The following is a 16,789-nucleotide window of genomic DNA, read 5'->3' as shown; positions in this document are numbered from 1 at the left end:
AGCAGCAGGACTACAAGCACCGGAGCACAATGCTTGATCCTGCTGTTACATGCTCTGACTGACCTTGGGCCCGTAAGGTTCCCATAAAAAATAATTCACTTACGGCCGGCCCAGGACCTTGTCCTGTGCCGCATTGCGCAACGCTGTTATTACGCAGGGTTCCAGGCGTCCTTCGGCAATCATCAGGTCGCGATGCAAACCGTCGACCACATCCGTGAGCAGACGTTTGTCGCTCAACTGAGCCTGATTGAATTCCCGTTCGACCACGATGGCGCCGGTTGCGCTTTTCAATGTCACCAGGCATTCGCCATGGGTGCCCGACGGGGTCAACGTCACCTGGTACGGGCTCAGAGCCTCACCGAGCAATAGACTGATACTTTCCATCTCGATCACCACTCAATAGTCCGAAAACGAAGTGCCTGGGGCGTGTCCACAATAAGTGACCACCGGCCCGAGAAGAAAGTTCTGGATTCCAGTTGCAGACGCGTCGGCGTCTCTGGTTGATGGAGCATGCATGGTGGAGATGACAGGTCTGTGTATGTGCGGCAGCGGGGGGATGGATGGGATTGGGATTGGGTGAATATCCGTTTCTTCGGTAACGGCGTCTATTGGTTCCGCCCTTACGGCGGGTTACTTGGAAAAACGCCAAGTAACCAAGCGCCTGCGCCCCTGACGTACGGTGGCTCGCCTAGGCTCGCCATGCCCTCGCTCCGGTCCTGCTCCGTGGGCCCGCCGCCATCGGCCATCCATGGCCGGGGGCGGCTAACCCGGCATCCATGCCGGGTTGCCCACTGCGCAGAACCTCCACTCGGCCTTCCGACGGGGCAGATCAAGATCAAAAGCCAGATCAACAGCCAAAGCGAGGCGGCCTGATAGCCGACCTGGTCTGGTTCGGCTGAACACCTGCGGAGTAACCCGATGCAGTGCCGGACAACAATCCCCTGTGGGAGCTAGCCTGCTAGCGATGGGCGTCCAGACACCGCGTTCATTCAGACCGCACGCGTTATCGTTAACGTCCATCGCTAGCAGGCTAGCTCCCACAGGGGGAACGCGTGCGCTTGAAGAGCCAGGCCGGCCGGTATAGGCCGCCTCGCGGTGCTGTGGCGGTAGTCGCCCCCTCGAGAGGCCGAGTGGAGGTTCTGCGTAGTGGGCAACCCGGCAGGGATGCCGGGTTAGCCGCCCCCGGCCATGGATGGCCGATGGCGGCGGGCCCACGGAGCAGGACCGGAGCGAGGGCATGGCGAGCCTAGGCTCGCCACCGAACGAAAGGGGCAAAAGCGCTTGGTTACTTGGCGCTCTTCCAAGTGACCCGCCGTAAGGGCGGAACCCTAAGCCGCCGTTACCGCAGAAACGGATATGTACACAGCGTATTCCGTTAAAGCGGCTTCCCACGATTCCCATGCTGACTGACAAACGCCTGAACAGCTTTCAGGTCGTTCGGCAGCACGGTGCAACGCTCATCCCGCTCAAACAGATCAGCCAGATGCACCGGCAATTCCAGCGCCTTGCCCACGCCAGCCTTCTCCACCGCATCCGGGAATTTGACCGGATGGGCGGTGCCGAGAATCACCATCGGAATATCCAGACTACGACGGCATTCACGCGCAGCCTTGACGCCAATGGCCGTGTGCGGATCCAGCACTTCACCGGTCTGCTCATAGACTTCAGCAATGGTTTCGCACGTTTGCGCATCATCCACCGCCAGCGAATCAAACAGCTTGCGCGCTTCAGTCCAACGCTCTTGTTCGACGCTGAAACCACCACCCTGCTTGAACGAATCCATCAAACCGGCAATTGCCGCACCGTTACGACCGTGCAAATCAAACAGCAGACGTTCAAAGTTCGACGACACCATGATGTCCATCGACGGCGACAACGTGGCGTGCAGGGTTTCCTTGACGTACTGATTGCCGCTCATGAAGCGGTGCAGGATGTCGTTGCGGTTGGTGGCGACGATCAACTGGTTGATCGGCAGGCCCATGTTGCGCGCCAGGTAGCCGGCGAAGATGTCGCCGAAGTTGCCGGTCGGCACCGAGAACGACACCGAACGCGCCGGGCCGCCCAACTGCAGGGCTGCGTGGAAGTAGTAAACGATCTGGGCCATGATCCGCGCCCAGTTGATCGAGTTCACCGCCACCAGACGCGTGCCCTTGAGGAAGCTCTGGTCGGCGAAGCTCGCCTTGACCATTTCCTGGCAGTCATCGAAGTTGCCTTCGATGGCGATGTTGTGAATGTTCTCGCCGAAGATGGTGGTCATCTGGCGACGCTGCACTTCGGACACACGGTTGTGCGGGTGCAGGATGAAGATGTCGACGTTTTCGCAGTGCTTGCAGCCTTCGATGGCGGCCGAACCGGTATCACCGGAGGTGGCGCCGACGATCACCACGCGCTCACCGCGTTTTTCCAGCACGTAGTCGAGCAGACGACCGAGCAGTTGCAGGGCGAAGTCCTTGAACGCCAGGGTCGGGCCGTGGAACAGCTCCAGCACCCATTCGTTGCCGTTCAACTGACGCAACGGCGCAACGGCGTTGTGCGAGAACACGCCGTAAGTCTCTTCAAGAATCTTTTTGAAATCGGCATCCGGGATGCTGCCGGTGACGAACGGGCGCATCACCCGGAAAGCCAGCTCGTGATACGGCAGGCCGGCCCAGGAAGCGATTTCTTCCTGGGTGAAACGTGGCAGGTTTTCCGGGACGTACAGACCGCCGTCGGTGGCGAGACCGGCCAGCAGGACGTCTTCGAAATTCAGGGCCGGTGCCTGGCCGCGGGTACTGATATAGCGCATAGGGGCAAACCTTCGGTTTGGGCTTCAAGCTGCAAGCCGCAAGCTACAAGTTAACGCCGAACTGCCTTTAACTTGTCGCTTGAAGCTTGCCGCTTGCCGCTGCTTCAATTTAATTCAAATGTTCGACGCGGATCCGTACAACCGGACCCACTACACCCGTCAGTGCTTCGAGGGCGGCGATCGCGTCGTTCATGTGCTGTTCCAGCACACGGTGAGTCAGCAGGATCATCGGCACCAGACCGTCATGCTCTTCGACTTCTTTCTGCATGATCGATTCGATGTTGATGCCGCGCTCCGACAGGATGCTCGCGACCTGAGCCAGCACGCCCGGATGGTCCTTGGCCTGAATGCGCAGGTAGTAGGCGCTTTCGCAGGCTTCGATCGGCAGGATCGGATGCGCCGACAGCGAATCCGGCTGGAAGGCCAGATGCGGCACACGGTTTTCCGGGTCGGAGGTCATGGCGCGAACCACGTCCACCAGGTCGGCGATCACCGACGAAGCGGTCGGCTCCATGCCGGCGCCGGCGCCGTAGAACAGGGTCGAACCGGCAGCGTCACCGTTGACCATCACTGCGTTCATCACGCCGTTGACGTTGGCGATCAGGCGATCGGCCGGGATCAGCGTCGGGTGCACGCGCAACTCGATGCCAGCCGCAGTGCTGCGAGCGACGCCCAGGTGCTTGATGCGATAGCCCAGCGCTTCAGCGTAATTCACGTCAGCCGTGGTCAGCTTGGTGATGCCTTCGGTGTAAGCCTTGTCGAATTGCAGCGGGATGCCGAACGCGATGGAGGCCAGGATCGTCAGCTTGTGGGCCGCGTCGATGCCTTCAACGTCGAAGGTCGGATCGGCTTCAGCGTAACCCAGGGCTTGCGCCTCGGCGAGTACGTCTTCGAAGGTGCGACCCTTCTCGCGCATCTCGGTGAGGATGAAGTTGCCGGTGCCGTTGATGATGCCGGCGACCCAGTTGATACGGTTGGCCGACAGGCCTTCACGGATCGCCTTGATCACCGGAATGCCACCGGCCACAGCTGCTTCGAATGCCACGATCACGCCTTTCTCGCGAGCCTTGGCGAAAATTTCATTACCGTGAACGGCGATAAGCGCCTTGTTCGCGGTGACCACATGCTTGCCATTCTCGATGGCCTTGAGTACCAGCTCGCGGGCAACGGTGTAGCCGCCCATCAGCTCTATAACGATGTCGATCTCAGGGTTCGTGGCCACTTCGAAGACATCGTTGGTAATCGCAATACCGGTCGTTTGGAACTGAGGCTTTGGCGTGCGCATGGCAATTTGTGCCACTTCGATTCCACGCCCGGCACGACGAGCAATTTCCTCGGCGTTGCGCTGAAGTACGTTGAAGGTACCGCCACCGACGGTCCCTAACCCACAGATGCCTACTTTGACCGGTTTCACTGTGAACTCCCCATGAAACGGCCGACTCAAGGCCGGCCGTGAAAACAACCGCGTGCTCGCGGCTCTCTATTAATGGCCCCGCAAACGTTGCCACCGGACCATGATCGTCAAAGGCTGGCCGTGACGATGCGAATTTACTTCGCGCCCAGCGCCAGTTTGGCGACTTGTGGCGCAGGCTGGTAGCCCGGAATGACCTGACCGTCGGCCAAAACGATGGCCGGTGTACCGTTCACGCCGATCGACTGACCGAGGGCGAACTGCTTGGAAACCGGGTTATCGCACTTGGCGGCCTTGATTTCCTTGCCGTCGACCATTTTGTCCATGGCGGCTTTCTTGTCTTTCGAGCACCAGACCGCTTGCAGCTGTTCGTCACCCGGCGAGCCCAGGCCCTGGCGCGGAAACGCGACGTAACGCACTTCGATGCCGCGCTTGTTCAGCTCAGGCACTTCGGCGTGCAGTTTGTGGCAGTACGGGCAGGTGGTGTCGGTGAACACGGTGATGTGCGATTTGGTTTCGCCGATGGCCGGGTAAACCACGGTCTCCGCGACCGGAATCTCGTTGACCAGCTTGGAAATGCCCAGGCGCTCGGTCTTCTCGGTCAGGTTGACCGGCTTGCCGTCCTTGAGCTGGAACATGTAGCCCTGAACCACGTACTGGCCGTCGGCGCTGGCGTAGAGCACGCGGCTGCCCTTGAGTTTGACTTCGTACAGGCCAGGCAGCGGACTGGCGGTGATGGTTTCTACCGGCACTTCGAGCTGGAGGTTTTCCAGGCTTTTACGAATGGCTTTGTCGGCCGCGTCATCGGCGACGGCAAAGGTGCTGACCAACGCAATGGCTGCGGCGGCGAAAATCTGGGTCAGACGCATGAGAACTCCTGAAGGCGGACAAATGGGACGATCAGAACGCCCGTGCCGAAACACCGGGTCATAACCGCCCATCGTGCAAACCGGCAAAGCCTACCACATAAGGCCAGCGGGGCCGAATGCGGGTGACAAGACAACGCCCGCCCAGTGAGACGGTTTACGGAACGCCGCGATCCCTGTAGGAGCGAAGCTTGCTCGCGAAGGACGTCTGGACAACACGTTCATCCAGACAGCACGCGTTATCGTTGACGTCCTTCGCGAGCAAGCTTCGCTCCTACAGGGATCGCGCAGTACCGATAAGGGCTGGTGATCAGCCGCGCGGGTGATGTTTGGCGTGCAGGTCTTGCAAGCGGGCGCGGGCGACGTGCGTGTAGATCTGCGTGGTCGACAGATCGCTGTGGCCGAGCAGCATTTGCACCACCCGCAAATCGGCGCCGTGGTTGAGCAGGTGCGTAGCGAAGGCATGGCGCAAGGTATGCGGTGACAGCGATTTACCGATCCCGGCGACTTTGGCCTGATGCTTGATCCGATGCCAGAAAGTCTGACGCGTCATCTGCTCGCCGCGCTGGCTGGGAAACAGTACATCGCTCGGACGCCCACCGAGCAACTCGCCACGGGCGTCGCGCATGTAGCGCTCGACCCAGACAATCGCCTCCTCGCCCATCGGCACCAGCCGCTCCTTGCTGCCCTTGCCCATCACTCGCAGCACGCCCTGGCGCAAGTTGACCTGCTCCAGCGTCAGGCTGATCAGCTCCGTCACCCGCAGACCGCAGGCGTAAAGCACTTCAAGCATGGCGCGGTCTCGCTGGCCGATCGCCTCGCTCAAGTCCGGAGCCTTCAACAGCGCTTCTACGTCTGCTTCCGACAGAGATTTGGGCAACGGCCTACCCAGTTGGGGCATATCGACACGCAAGGTCGGATCGACCGCGATCAACTTTTCCCGCAGCAGATAGCGGTAAAAGCCGCGCACACCCGAGAGAAATCTCGCCGTGGAACGGGGTTTGTAGTTCTGCTCCAGGCGCCAGGCCAAGTGATCGAGGATCAATTCGCGGCCGGCGTTGATCAACTCCAGCCCCTTCTCCTGCAGCCAGCCGTTGAACAGGGCCAGGTCGCTGCGATAGGCATCGCGGGTGTTATCGGAAAGACCTTTCTCCAGCCACAGCGCGTCGAGAAACTGGTCTATCAAAGGATGATCAATGGCGGGCATAAGGACTCAGGCAAGACCGACAGTACGGCCACGGAAGATAAAACGCAGGCAACAAAAAAGCAGCCCGTAGGCTGCTTTTTTCTGCATTGGAAGCTGGACTTAAGCCAGTTTTTCCTTGATGCGAGCTGCTTTACCGGACAGGTCACGCAGGTAGTACAGCTTGGCTTTACGTACGTCACCGCGACGTTTAACGGCCATGCTGTCGATTTGCGGGCTGTAGGTCTGGAAAGTACGCTCTACGCCAACACCGTTGGAGATTTTGCGAACGGTGAATGCACTGTTTACGCCGCGGTTACGCTTGGCGATAACAACACCTTCGAACGCTTGCAGACGCGAACGGTCGCCTTCCTTCACTTTCACCTGAACGACAATGGTGTCGCCCGGGGCAAAGGTAGGGATCTCTTTGGTCATCTGCTCTGCTTCGAGTGCAAGGATGATTTTGTTAGTCATGCTGTGCTCCTAAGGTAAATCGTCGGATCTACCATCGATACGTTGTTAACTATCGTCCCGCTCGCGGATGTATTCCTCGAGCAGCTTCTTCTCTTCTCCAGAAAGCGAGCGGCTTTCCAGAAGATCGGCGCGTCGTTCAAAGGTCCTACCAAGGGACTGCTGTAAACGCCAACGCCGGATGTGCGCGTGATTGCCACTTAGCAATACGTCGGGAACACGCTGATCCGCATACACCTCCGGTCGGGTGTAGTGCGGGCAATCCAGCAAACCATCCGTAAAGGAATCTTCCTCGGCGGAGTCCGCATGCCCTAAAGCTCCAGGCAGCAGTCGTGTAACCGCATCGATCAGGACCATCGCCGGCAGCTCGCCGCCAGACAGTACATAGTCGCCAATCGACCACTCTTCATCGACATGAGCATCAATAAAACGCTCGTCAATGCCTTCATAGCGGCCGGCAATCAGGATCAATGCATCCAGATTCGCCAACTCGCGTACCGCCGACTGAGTCAGTTGACGGCCTTGGGGGGACAGGTAAATCACCTTCGCCGCCTCCCCGGCTGCTGCCTTGGCCTGAACCAGAGCATCTTCCAGGGGCTTGATCTTCATCACCATGCCCGGACCACCGCCAAATGGGCGATCATCCACAGTGTGATGTCGATCCGTCGTGTAGTCTCGCGGATTCCAACAGGTGAGCTGCAAGAGCCCCTGTTTCACCGCCCGACTGGTGATGCCGTACTCGCTGATGGCGGAGAACATCTCGGGAAACAAACTGATCACTTCTACGCGCAAATTAGCCACGTTTAGAAGTCCGCGTCCCAATCCACCTTCATCTCGCCTGCCGCAAGGTCGACGGCCAACACGCATTGCTCCGTATAGGGCAACAGGCGTTCGCGATCATCCAGACTGCCAGCGCAAGGCTTGACCACCATGACATCGTTCGAGCCAGTCTCCAGCAGGTGATCGATCTTCCCGAACAGTTGCCCGAGGGTGTCGATAACCTTGAGACCTTCCAGCTGGTACCAGTAGTACTCGCCGTCGGTCAGTTCAGGGAACAGGTTGCGCGGCACGCAGATCTCATAACCGGCCAGAAGACGAGCTTCTTCGCGATCATCGAGGTCCTTGAGCTTTGCGACCAGGAACTTGTCATTCCCGCGTCCGCTGACCAGCTCTACCTGCTTTACATTGCCGTCACGCTTGAGCGTCCAGGTTTTGTAGTCCAGCAGGTTCTTGATTGGATCAGTAAAGGAATACACCTTCACTTCGCCGCGAACGCCATGAACAGAATAAATTTTGCCGATAACGATCAAATCATCAGCAATGGCAGGCGTCGCGCTCATATTGCTCAGGCCGCAGCCTTAGATGCATCCTTCAACAACTGAGCAACGCGCTCAGAAGGTTGTGCACCAACGCTCAGCCAGTAGGCTACGCGCTCTTGGTTCACGGACAGACGGACTTCTTGACCACGAGCAACAGGGTTGAAGAAACCAACCTGTTCCTTGTGCGAACCGTCGCGCGGGTTGCGGCTGTCGGTTACGGTCAAGTGGTAAAACGGGCGCTTTTTGGAGCCGCCAAGGGCAAGACGGATTGTTAGCATGTGAACATCGTTCCTGTAGTCGGTGCTGCAAATCTAAAGGCACAGCGGGCATAGGTGCCCGAAAGGCCGCATATTCTAAGGAATATCCGGACTTTTGCAAATGACTTTTTCCGGCGGTCTATCGGCCGCCATCCAGATTTGCTATAGAGCCGTCGTTGAAAACGGCCAGTCAGCTCCCGCCAAGTGCGGGTTTGCTGGAGATCCCGCATCCCTGCGGGTCTGCGCAAGAGCAAGCCCTTGCGCGGATTCTTTACATCTTGGGCATGCCGCCGCCGGGCAACATACCGCCCATGCCGCGCATCATTTTGGCCATTCCGCCTTTCGCGGAGAACTTCTTCATCATCTTCTGCATCTGCTTGTGCTGCTTGATCAAGCGACCGATGTCCTGCACCTGGGTGCCGGAACCCATGGCGATCCGGCGCTTGCGCGAACCGCTGATCATCTCAGGGTCGCGGCGCTCGGCCGGAGTCATGGAATTGATGATGGCTTCCATCTGCTTGAATTGTTTCTCTGCCGCGCCCTGGGCATTGCCCATTTGCGCCAGGTTCACGCCGCCGATGTTCGGCAGTTTGTCCATGAGGCCGCCAAGGCCGCCCATGTTCTTCATCTGCTGCAGCTGATCGCGGAAGTCTTCGAGGTCGAAGCCCTTGCCCTTCTTCAGCTTCTTGGCCAGTTTGTCGGCCTTGTCCTTGTCGAGGGTCGCTTCTGCCTGTTCGATCAGGCTGAGCACGTCGCCCATGCCGAGAATGCGCGACGCGATACGCTCCGGGTGGAACGGTTCGAGCGCTTCGCTCTTCTCGCCCATACCGATGAACTTGATCGGCTTGCCGGTGATAGCGCGAACCGAAAGCGCGGCACCGCCACGGGCATCGCCGTCGACCTTGGTCAGGATCACACCGGTCAGCGGCAGTGCATCGCCGAAGGCCTTGGCCGTGTTGGCGGCGTCCTGACCGGTCATGGCGTCGACCACGAACAGCGTTTCGACCGGGTTGATCGCAGCGTGCAGGGCCTTGATCTCACCCATCATCTCTTCGTCGATGTGCAGGCGACCGGCGGTATCGACGATGACCACGTCGATGAATTTCAGTTTTGCTTCTTTAATAGCCGCTTGCGCGATCTCGACCGGCTTCTGGCTCAGGTCGGACGGGAAGAAGGTCACGCCCACTTCACCCGCGAGCATTTCCAGCTGCTTGATCGCAGCCGGACGGTAGACGTCCGCGGACACGACCATGACCGACTTCTTCTTGCGCTCTTTAAGGAAGCGCGCAAGTTTGCCGGCGGTGGTGGTCTTACCCGCGCCCTGCAAACCGGCCATCAACACGACGGCGGGCGGAACGGCGCTCAGGTTCAGGTCTTCGTTGGCCGCGCCCATCAGGCTTTCGAGTTCGGCCTGGACGATCTTCACGAAGGCCTGGCCTGGCGTCAGGCTGCGCGACACCTCGGTGCCGACGGCGCGTTCCTTGACCGAATTGACGAAGTCTTTCACCACCGGCAAGGCGACGTCGGCTTCGAGCAACGCCATGCGCACTTCGCGCAGGGTGTCTTTGATGTTGTCCTCGGTCAGCTTGGCCTTGCCGGTGACATGGCGCAGCGTCTGCGAGAGACGGTCGGTTAAGTTTTCAAACATTGCGCGATCCTTTCAGGCCCTGTGTAGACCGGGATAATGGCGGCCCAGACCGGAATCAACATGTGCTCGGCGAGCCTGCGGCGTGGGCAGGTCGCGGATTATAGCGAAGACTGCGACTGGCGGACACCTCGCACTTTCGTGCCGCGTGGGTTCTATGCCAAACTCAGCGCCTTTCGGGCTTGCCTAACAGGATTTATGCTCCCCTTGTCACCCAGTTTGCTGACTACTCTCGCCGCCGCCTGCTTATATGCCGCTGCGACCATTTATCAGGGCACTCGCCTGGCCACCGGCGCCAAGGCGAACAAGCGCCTGCTGGTCACGCTCGGCGTGTTGGCCGTGCTGGCTCACAGCGCCAGCCTGTTCACCCATCTGCTGACGCCCATCGGCCTGGGCCTGGACTTCTTCAGTGCCGCCAGCCTGATCGCCGCCGCGGTCATCGCCCTGACCCTGCTGGCCTGCTCGCGGATTCCGGTGGAAAACCTGCTGATATTGCTGTTCCCGCTGGGTGCCGCGACCGTGCTGCTGGCGCAGTTCGCCCCGGCCGGCACGGTGCAGATCATCGATGAAGAACCGGGCATCCTTGCGCACATCCTGCTGTCGATCCTCGCGTATGGCATGTTCACCATCGCAGTGTTCCAGGCCTTGCTGCTGCTGGTTCAGGATCATCAGCTCAAGCACAAGCACCCGTCCGGGCTGATCAAGAACTTCCCGCCGCTGCAAACCATGGAAAGCCTGCTGTTCGGTTTCCTCTGGGCCGGCTGGACGCTGTTGTCACTGTCACTGATCTCTGGCTGGCTGTTTGTCGACAACCTGTTCGCCCAGCACCTGGTGCACAAAACCCTGCTGGCGTGCCTGGCCTGGATCGTCTTCAGCGTGCTGCTCTGGGGTCGTAACCGCCTGGGCTGGCGCGGACACAAGGCCATTCGTTGGACCCTCGCCGGTTTCTGCCTGCTGATGCTCGCGTATTTCGGCAGCAAGCTGGTCCGTGAATACATCCTGCACATCTGACGGGCGGCATTAATGGACGACTTGCCCATAGGGCCGATGCTCGCTGTAGTGGCCCTGCTGATTTTATGGTCGGGGCTGTTTACCGCCATCGAGGCGGCGCAGCAGTACTTGCTGGCCCAACGCACTGCCTCGCGCTCCAGCGACAAGCCGGTGGCGAAGCTGAGTTTTCCGCTCAACAGCCTGATTTTCTGTAACACCCTGTGCCGCGCGCTAGTGGTGGTCATCAGCACCTTGCTGGCGATTTTCACCTGGGCCGAGAATGGTCCATGGGCGGCTTGCCTCGGGGCTGGCGTGATTCTGCTGGTATTCGCCGACTACCTGCCGCGCACCCTCGCCGCCCGCTACCCTGACGCGATCCTGTCCCTGGGCAACACCCTGCTTGGCGCACCACTGAAAATCATTTACCCGGCCGCCTGGCTGCTTAACGGCATCAGCCAGTTGCTGATGCGACCGTTTGCCCGCAAAGCCAACGTGGTGCAGCAAAGCGAAGACGAGACGCCGAATGATCGGCGCGACGACCTTGAACAGCCTGTCTGTCGCCCGCATCCCGTGTCGGGCATCCACGCGCTGGACAACATCACGGTCAACGACATTCTGGTGCCGCGCAGTGATGTCGACGGGATCAACCTGGACGACTCGATCGAAGAAATCCTCGAGCAGCTTCGTGCCAATCGCCGCACGCGCCTGCCGGTTTTCCACAGCGACATCAATCAGGTCGAGGCGGTGCTCAACACCCGGCAGATCCGCCATCTGTTGCCCGATGGCCACCTGACTCGCGAAGCGCTGCTGGCCGCGTGTCACGATCCGTACTTCGTGCCGGAAAGCACCCCGCTGCAACTGCAACTGCTGAATTTCCACAAGCAGCAGCGGCGCCTGGGCATGGTGGTCGACGAGTACGGCGAAGTGCTGGGCATCGTCACCCTGGAAGACATTCTCGAAGAAATCGTCGGCGAATTCGAAAGCCAGCACAGCCTGGACAACCCGCACATCCATCCGCAGGCCGATGGCCGACTGGTGATCGATGGTGCGGCGTCGATACGCGACTTGAACAAAAGCCTCGGCTGGCACTTGCCCAGCGATGGCCCGAAAACCCTTAACGGGCTGGTGACCGAGGCGCTGGAGACGATTCCGGACAGCGCGGTGTGCCTGAAGATCGGGCGTTATCGGCTGGAGATTCTGGAGACGGAAGACAATCGTGTTACTCGGGTTTTGATCTGGCACACGAGCTCAGTGCCGGTTGTTATTTAAGGCCTGACTCATTCCCCTGTGGCGAGGGGGCTTGCCCCCGTTGGACTGCGAAGCAGGCCCGATCAGGCGCCACGATTATCCTGAAAGAACGCATTCAGCCATTTGCGGCCGCTGCGCGCCCGAACGGGGGCAAGCCCCCTCGCCACAAAATCCATCGTTCAACTCCCGCCACTTGTTCGATCGTTAGCCACCTTCCTATAATCGATCCCGCTTACCCAAGCCCCGCCCCACCCCCGTGCTACCCGCACTCCGCTTCAAACCCACATCCCTGGGTGTTCGACCATAATAATTCGCTCCACTGGGGCACATGACTGTCAGGGATAACCGCATGACGACCAGCACGACTTATACCGAAACCACCCCCGCGCAACCGACGAACTCCGCCACCCGAGTGGCCACCGCAAGTTTCATCGGCACCGCCATCGAGTTCTACGACTTCTACGTGTATGCCACTGCCGCGGCGCTGGTGATCGGTCCGGTGTTCTTTCCGCAGACCTCCGGCACCGCCCAGATGCTGTCGGCGTTTCTCACCTTCGGTATCGCCTTCCTCGCTCGGCCGCTGGGCTCGGCGCTGTTCGGCCACTTCGGTGACCGCATCGGGCGCAAATCGACCCTGGTCGCCTCCTTGCTGCTGATGGGCGTGTGCACCACGCTGATCGGCGTGCTGCCGGGTTACGACAGCATCGGGGCCTGGGCGCCGATCCTGCTCTGCGTGCTGCGCTTCGGCCAGGGCTTGGGGTTGGGCGGCGAATGGGGCGGTGCCGCATTGCTGGCGACGGAGAATGCGCCCAAGGGCAAGCGGGCCTGGTTCGGCATGTTTCCGCAGCTCGGCCCTTCGATTGGCTTTCTCGCCGCCAATGGCCTGTTCCTGACGTTGGCAATGACGCTGGACGACGAACAGTTCCGTTCGTGGGGCTGGCGGATTCCGTTCCTGCTCAGCGCCGCGCTGGTGATGGTCGGCCTGTACGTGCGTCTCAAGCTGCACGAGACGCCAGTGTTCGCCAATGCCATGGCGCGTCAGGAGCGGGTGAAGATCCCGCTGGTCGAGCTTTTCAGCCAATATTGGGCACCGATGCTGTTGGGCGCGGGTTCGATGGTGGTGTGCTACGCGCTCTTCTACATCTCGACGGTGTTTTCGCTGAGTTATGGTGTGTCGACGCTCGGTTACACCCGCGAAACCTTCCTCGCGCTGCTGTGCTTCGCCGTGCTGTTCATGGCCGCCGCGACGCCATTGTCGGCCTGTGCCAGTGACCGTTATGGGCGCAAACCGGTGCTGATCATCGGTGGCGTGCTGGCGATTCTGTCCGGGTTCCTGATGGAGCCGCTGCTGACCCAGGGTTCGACCTGGGGCGTGGCGCTGTTCCTGTGCATCGAGTTGTTTCTGATGGGCGTGACGTTCGCACCGATGGGTGCACTGCTGCCGGAGCTGTTTCCGACACACGTGCGCTATACCGGCGCGTCAGCGGCCTACAACCTGGGCGGAATTGTCGGAGCCTCGGCGGCGCCGTTCTTCGCGCAGAAGCTGGTGGCGATGGGCGGTTTGAGTTACGTCGGCGGGTATGTGTCGGGGGCGGCGGTGCTGAGTTTGATTGCGGTGCTGTGCCTGAAGGAGACGCGGCATAACGATTTGAATCGGGTTGCCTGAATCAGAAGTATCGCCAGCAGGCTGGCTCCCACATGGAAATTGGGTGAACACAAAATCTGTGACCAACCAATAACCCTGTGGGAGCTAGCCTGCTAGCGATTGCCGCGCCTCGGTTTACAGCTCTACAACAACAGCCTGAGAAGAACGGGTCGCTTTAGCCCGGGCAGCCTCGATCGACTCATCCCGCGCCAGCGCCACACCCATCCGGCGCTGACCATTCACTTCAGGCTTGCCAAACAGACGCAACGCCGTATCCGGCTCGCTCAACGCAGCACCCAGATTGGCGAATGCGGTCTGGGTCGATTGCCCTTCCACCAGAATCACTGCCGAAGCCGAAGGCCCGAACTGACGGATCAACGGAATCGGCAGGCCCAGAATGGCCCGCGCATGCAGTGCAAATTGCGACAGGTCCTGAGAAATCAGGGTCACCAGACCGGTGTCATGCGGACGCGGCGAGACTTCGCTGAACCACACCTGATCACCTTTGATGAACAGCTCGACGCCAAACAGACCACGACCACCCAAGGCTTCAGTGACCGCTTTGGCCACACGCTCGGATTCCGCCAGGGCAACCGGGCTCATGGCTTGTGGCTGCCAGGATTCCTGGTAGTCGCCCTTCTCCTGACGGTGACCGACCGGCGCGCAGAACGTGGTACCGCCGACGTGACGGACGGTCAGCAGGGTGATTTCGTAGTCGAAGTCGATGAAGCCCTCGATGATCACGCGACCTTTACCGGCGCGGCCGCCTTCTTGCGCGTAGTCCCACGCGGTTTTCACGTCATCGGCGCTGCGCAGCAGGCTCTGGCCTTTGCCCGACGAACTCATGACCGGCTTGACCACGCACGGGAAACCCAGGTCCTGAACGGCCTTGCTGTAATCCTCGAACGTGTCGGCGAAGTGGTACGGCGAGGTCGGCAGGTCCAGCTCTTCAGCCGCCAGGCGACGGATGCCTTCACGGTTCATGGTCAGCTGCGCGGCACGCGCGGTCGGGATCACAGTGAAGCCTTCGGCTTCCAGTTCGACCAGGGTCGCGGTGGCGATGGCTTCGATTTCCGGCACGATGAAATGCGGCTTCTCGGCTTCGATCACCGCACGCAGGGCGGCGCCGTCGAGCATGTTGATCACGTGGCTGCGATGGGCCACTTGCATGGCCGGCGCGTTGGCGTAGCGATCCACGGCAATCACTTCAACTCCCAGGCGTTGCAGCTCGATCACCACTTCCTTGCCCAACTCACCACAGCCACACATCAATACGCGGGTCGCGGTTGGCGACAATGGAGTTCCGATACGGGTCATCTCAGGTCCTCAAAGGAGCGGATCATCGAGGGATGCAACGAAAGTAGCGTGTGTGGCCAGTTCTGTTAGTCAATTTCGGCGCAGGAAGCCCATATCCTGCGTTGCTGTTCCTCGCCATAGCGAGCTATGACTCGTCACAGCGCCTTGGCTATGGGCTTCCTGCATCCGAGCTTGAACTAACGAACTGGCCGTACACGCTACTCGCGCGCTTCCCATGGGGAGAAAGCGCGGCATTTTACATGAACCTGAGGGTTTGGCTTCAGCCGGCGACAGCCTGTTTGCGCAAGCGCCACGCCATGATTAGCCACACGGCCGTTACGCCGGCGAACTTCGAGCCCATGGCGGTGAGGATCACGGCCGGAGTGAAGGCGTCGATCATGCCGAAGAAGATGAAGGTATCGAGGGGAATACTCAGGGCCGAACTTATCCACAGGCGGTCGTGCAGCGGACGTTTGGTGACGCTGAACACCAGCCAGTCGATGCACTCGGACACTGCGAACGCCGTGGCACTGGCCAGCGCGATGGAAGGATCGGACGTGACGTACGACAGCACCAGCGCCGCCAGCATGGCCGCGATCGCGCCATGGCCGAAGCGGGTTTGCACCATGTCGCGCAAAACGAACACCAAACCGCCCCAGGCGGACCAGATGATGTCCAGGTGCGGCGCGGTGGAAAAGGCGTAGTTGATCAGTACGACGCTGCTGATGTAGGCGATCAGGAAGAGCATGGAGATTGGCGAGACTGGTAATGAGTGGCAAAGGGTAATTCATGTAGGAGCGAGCTTGCTCGCGATGGTCGTGAACGATGACGCGTAAAACCGGATGCCACGCGGCGCCCTCTGGTTTTTCGCGAGCAAGCTCGCTCCTACAGGGCTATCTATCGGACTTGTTACCGATCATCCAGACGAGGCCACTGGACTTCGCCCGCTCATGACATAACCCCAACACCTTGCGCCGCTCTTCATTGTCCATCCGGCTCCAGCGCGTGATCTCATCCACCGTGCGCTGACACCCGGTGCAAATGTCATCGTCGTCCAGCGCACAGATATTCACGCAGGGCGATCGGACCGGGCGTTCTGGCGTGCTCATTCTTCCTGCTCGACCAGATCGCGGGCATAACGCTGCGAGTTATGCACATAGTGCGCAGCGCTGGCCTCCAGCATCTTCTTTTGCGGCTCGGTCAGCTCACGAACAACCTTGCCCGGCGAGCCCATGACCAGCGAACCGTCCGGAATTTCCTTGCCCTCACCGATCAGCGAGTTGGCGCCGATGATGCAGTTCTTGCCGATCTTCGCGCCGTTGAGGATCACCGCGTTGATGCCGATCAGGCTGTAATCACCGACGGTGCAGCCGTGAAGCATGGCGTTGTGGCCGATGGTCACGCCAGTGCCGACAGTCAGCGGGTAGCCGATGTCGGTGTGCATCACGGTGCCGTCCTGGACGTTACTGTTCTTGCCGATCAGGATCAGTTCGTTGTCGCCACGCAGCACCGCGTTGAACCAGACGTTGGCGCCCTCTTCCAGTTTGACCTTGCCCACCAGCACGGCGTTGGGGGCGACCCAGCTCTGCGGATGGGTCTCGACACGGGCGTCGCCCAAGCGGTATTTCATGGTGTAGTCCTCAAGGCCAGGCAGGCTTACTGGTAAAAAGCAG

General features: G+C 60.1%; 17 protein-coding genes. 3 read left to right on the top strand and 14 right to left on the bottom strand.

Annotated elements, in window-relative coordinates; translation table 11 throughout:
* Positions 1 to 99: 99 nt before the first annotated feature.
* The 10 genes from ACA066_RS05375 to ffh form a co-directional block, all read right to left on the bottom strand.
* Entirely contained in the window at positions 100 to 384 is a 285-nt protein-coding gene (locus ACA066_RS05375; protein ID WP_497698416.1) for a DUF3509 domain-containing protein, read from the bottom strand.
* Between the two features lie 991 nt (positions 385 to 1,375).
* Positions 1,376 to 2,785: a threonine synthase gene (thrC, locus tag ACA066_RS05370; protein ID WP_462009005.1), complete on the bottom strand. Its 1,410-nt coding sequence runs from the start codon at positions 2,783 to 2,785 to the stop codon at positions 1,376 to 1,378.
* 109 nt (positions 2,786 to 2,894) lie between these two features.
* On the bottom strand, positions 2,895 to 4,199 hold the full coding sequence (locus ACA066_RS05365; RefSeq protein WP_027924910.1) for a homoserine dehydrogenase: 1,305 nt from the start codon (positions 4,197 to 4,199) through the stop codon (positions 2,895 to 2,897).
* Positions 4,200 to 4,333: 134 nt separating this feature from the next.
* Entirely contained in the window at positions 4,334 to 5,065 is a 732-nt protein-coding gene (gene dsbC, locus ACA066_RS05360; RefSeq protein ID WP_309676127.1) for a bifunctional protein-disulfide isomerase/oxidoreductase DsbC, read from the bottom strand.
* A 307-nt stretch (positions 5,066 to 5,372) separates the two neighbouring features.
* Entirely contained in the window at positions 5,373 to 6,269 is an 897-nt protein-coding gene (xerD, locus tag ACA066_RS05355) for a site-specific tyrosine recombinase XerD (protein ID WP_008025604.1), read from the bottom strand.
* A gap of 99 nt (positions 6,270 to 6,368) precedes the next feature.
* Positions 6,369 to 6,719 carry a 50S ribosomal protein L19 gene (rplS, locus tag ACA066_RS05350; protein ID WP_003175895.1) on the bottom strand — a complete coding sequence of 117 codons (351 nt, stop codon included), beginning with the start codon at positions 6,717 to 6,719 and terminating at the stop codon, positions 6,369 to 6,371.
* A gap of 45 nt (positions 6,720 to 6,764) precedes the next feature.
* Entirely contained in the window at positions 6,765 to 7,517 is a 753-nt protein-coding gene (gene trmD / locus ACA066_RS05345) for a tRNA (guanosine(37)-N1)-methyltransferase TrmD (RefSeq protein WP_007897583.1), read from the bottom strand.
* A gap of 2 nt (positions 7,518 to 7,519) precedes the next feature.
* Positions 7,520 to 8,056: a ribosome maturation factor RimM gene (gene rimM, locus ACA066_RS05340; RefSeq protein ID WP_497698415.1), complete on the bottom strand. Its 537-nt coding sequence runs from the start codon at positions 8,054 to 8,056 to the stop codon at positions 7,520 to 7,522.
* A gap of 5 nt (positions 8,057 to 8,061) precedes the next feature.
* On the bottom strand, positions 8,062 to 8,313 hold the full coding sequence (gene rpsP / locus ACA066_RS05335; protein WP_010463010.1) for a 30S ribosomal protein S16: 252 nt from the start codon (positions 8,311 to 8,313) through the stop codon (positions 8,062 to 8,064).
* A 250-nt stretch (positions 8,314 to 8,563) separates the two neighbouring features.
* Complete coding sequence (ffh, locus tag ACA066_RS05330; protein ID WP_084321880.1) at positions 8,564 to 9,940, bottom strand: signal recognition particle protein; 1,377 nt, start codon at positions 9,938 to 9,940, stop codon at positions 8,564 to 8,566.
* A 195-nt stretch (positions 9,941 to 10,135) separates the two neighbouring features.
* On the opposite strand from ffh, the gene ACA066_RS05325 reads away from it, so the two are divergent.
* The 3 genes from ACA066_RS05325 to ACA066_RS05315 all read left to right on the top strand — a co-directional run bounded on the left by ACA066_RS05325 (position 10,136) and on the right by ACA066_RS05315 (position 13,841).
* Positions 10,136 to 10,948 carry a cytochrome C assembly family protein gene (locus ACA066_RS05325; RefSeq protein WP_497698414.1) on the top strand — a complete coding sequence of 271 codons (813 nt, stop codon included), beginning with the start codon at positions 10,136 to 10,138 and terminating at the stop codon, positions 10,946 to 10,948.
* 12 nt (positions 10,949 to 10,960) lie between these two features.
* Positions 10,961 to 12,196 (top strand): transporter associated domain-containing protein, encoded by a 1,236-nt coding sequence (locus tag ACA066_RS05320; protein WP_497698413.1) that lies wholly within the window; start codon positions 10,961 to 10,963, stop codon positions 12,194 to 12,196.
* A 328-nt stretch (positions 12,197 to 12,524) separates the two neighbouring features.
* A complete protein-coding gene (locus ACA066_RS05315; RefSeq protein WP_497698412.1) occupies positions 12,525 to 13,841 on the top strand; it encodes an MFS transporter in 1,317 nt (438 codons plus the stop codon).
* Positions 13,842 to 13,955: 114 nt separating this feature from the next.
* On the opposite strand, the gene purT is transcribed toward ACA066_RS05315, so the two are convergent.
* The 4 genes from purT to ACA066_RS05295 form a co-directional block, all read right to left on the bottom strand.
* On the bottom strand, positions 13,956 to 15,137 hold the full coding sequence (purT, locus tag ACA066_RS05310; RefSeq protein WP_497698411.1) for a formate-dependent phosphoribosylglycinamide formyltransferase: 1,182 nt from the start codon (positions 15,135 to 15,137) through the stop codon (positions 13,956 to 13,958).
* A gap of 259 nt (positions 15,138 to 15,396) precedes the next feature.
* On the bottom strand, positions 15,397 to 15,864 hold the full coding sequence (locus tag ACA066_RS05305) for a preQ0 transporter (RefSeq protein WP_497698410.1): 468 nt from the start codon (positions 15,862 to 15,864) through the stop codon (positions 15,397 to 15,399).
* 145 nt (positions 15,865 to 16,009) lie between these two features.
* A complete protein-coding gene (locus ACA066_RS05300) occupies positions 16,010 to 16,225 on the bottom strand; it encodes a DUF1289 domain-containing protein (protein ID WP_497698409.1) in 216 nt (71 codons plus the stop codon).
* Complete coding sequence (locus ACA066_RS05295) at positions 16,222 to 16,746, bottom strand: gamma carbonic anhydrase family protein (RefSeq protein ID WP_497698408.1); 525 nt, start codon at positions 16,744 to 16,746, stop codon at positions 16,222 to 16,224. The genes ACA066_RS05300 and ACA066_RS05295 overlap by 4 nt, the downstream gene beginning before the upstream one ends.
* Between the last annotated feature and the right edge of the window lie 43 nt (positions 16,747 to 16,789).

This window comes from Pseudomonas sp. LBUM1651, from assembly GCF_059716135.1.
The sequence above is the reverse complement of the archived record's forward strand: the minus strand, read 5'-3'. Positions and strand labels throughout refer to the sequence as shown.

Coding starts and splice junctions, on each gene's coding strand:
- ACA066_RS05305 (WP_497698410.1), bottom strand. CDS start 15,864: ATGCTCTTCCTGATCGCCTACATCAGCAGCGTCGTACTGATCAACTAC.
- ACA066_RS05375 (WP_497698416.1), bottom strand. CDS start 384: ATGGAAAGTATCAGTCTATTGCTCGGTGAGGCTCTGAGCCCGTACCAG.
- ACA066_RS05300 (WP_497698409.1), bottom strand. CDS start 16,225: ATGAGCACGCCAGAACGCCCGGTCCGATCGCCCTGCGTGAATATCTGT.
- xerD (WP_008025604.1), bottom strand. CDS start 6,269: ATGCCCGCCATTGATCATCCTTTGATAGACCAGTTTCTCGACGCGCTG.
- dsbC (WP_309676127.1), bottom strand. CDS start 5,065: ATGCGTCTGACCCAGATTTTCGCCGCCGCAGCCATTGCGTTGGTCAGC.
- rpsP (WP_010463010.1), bottom strand. CDS start 8,313: ATGCTAACAATCCGTCTTGCCCTTGGCGGCTCCAAAAAGCGCCCGTTT.
- ACA066_RS05315 (WP_497698412.1), top strand. CDS start 12,525: ATGACGACCAGCACGACTTATACCGAAACCACCCCCGCGCAACCGACG.
- purT (WP_497698411.1), bottom strand. CDS start 15,137: ATGACCCGTATCGGAACTCCATTGTCGCCAACCGCGACCCGCGTATTG.
- ACA066_RS05320 (WP_497698413.1), top strand. CDS start 10,961: ATGGACGACTTGCCCATAGGGCCGATGCTCGCTGTAGTGGCCCTGCTG.
- ACA066_RS05325 (WP_497698414.1), top strand. CDS start 10,136: ATGCTCCCCTTGTCACCCAGTTTGCTGACTACTCTCGCCGCCGCCTGC.
- rimM (WP_497698415.1), bottom strand. CDS start 8,056: ATGAGCGCGACGCCTGCCATTGCTGATGATTTGATCGTTATCGGCAAA.
- ffh (WP_084321880.1), bottom strand. CDS start 9,940: ATGTTTGAAAACTTAACCGACCGTCTCTCGCAGACGCTGCGCCATGTC.
- thrC (WP_462009005.1), bottom strand. CDS start 2,785: ATGCGCTATATCAGTACCCGCGGCCAGGCACCGGCCCTGAATTTCGAA.
- ACA066_RS05295 (WP_497698408.1), bottom strand. CDS start 16,746: ATGAAATACCGCTTGGGCGACGCCCGTGTCGAGACCCATCCGCAGAGC.
- rplS (WP_003175895.1), bottom strand. CDS start 6,719: ATGACTAACAAAATCATCCTTGCACTCGAAGCAGAGCAGATGACCAAA.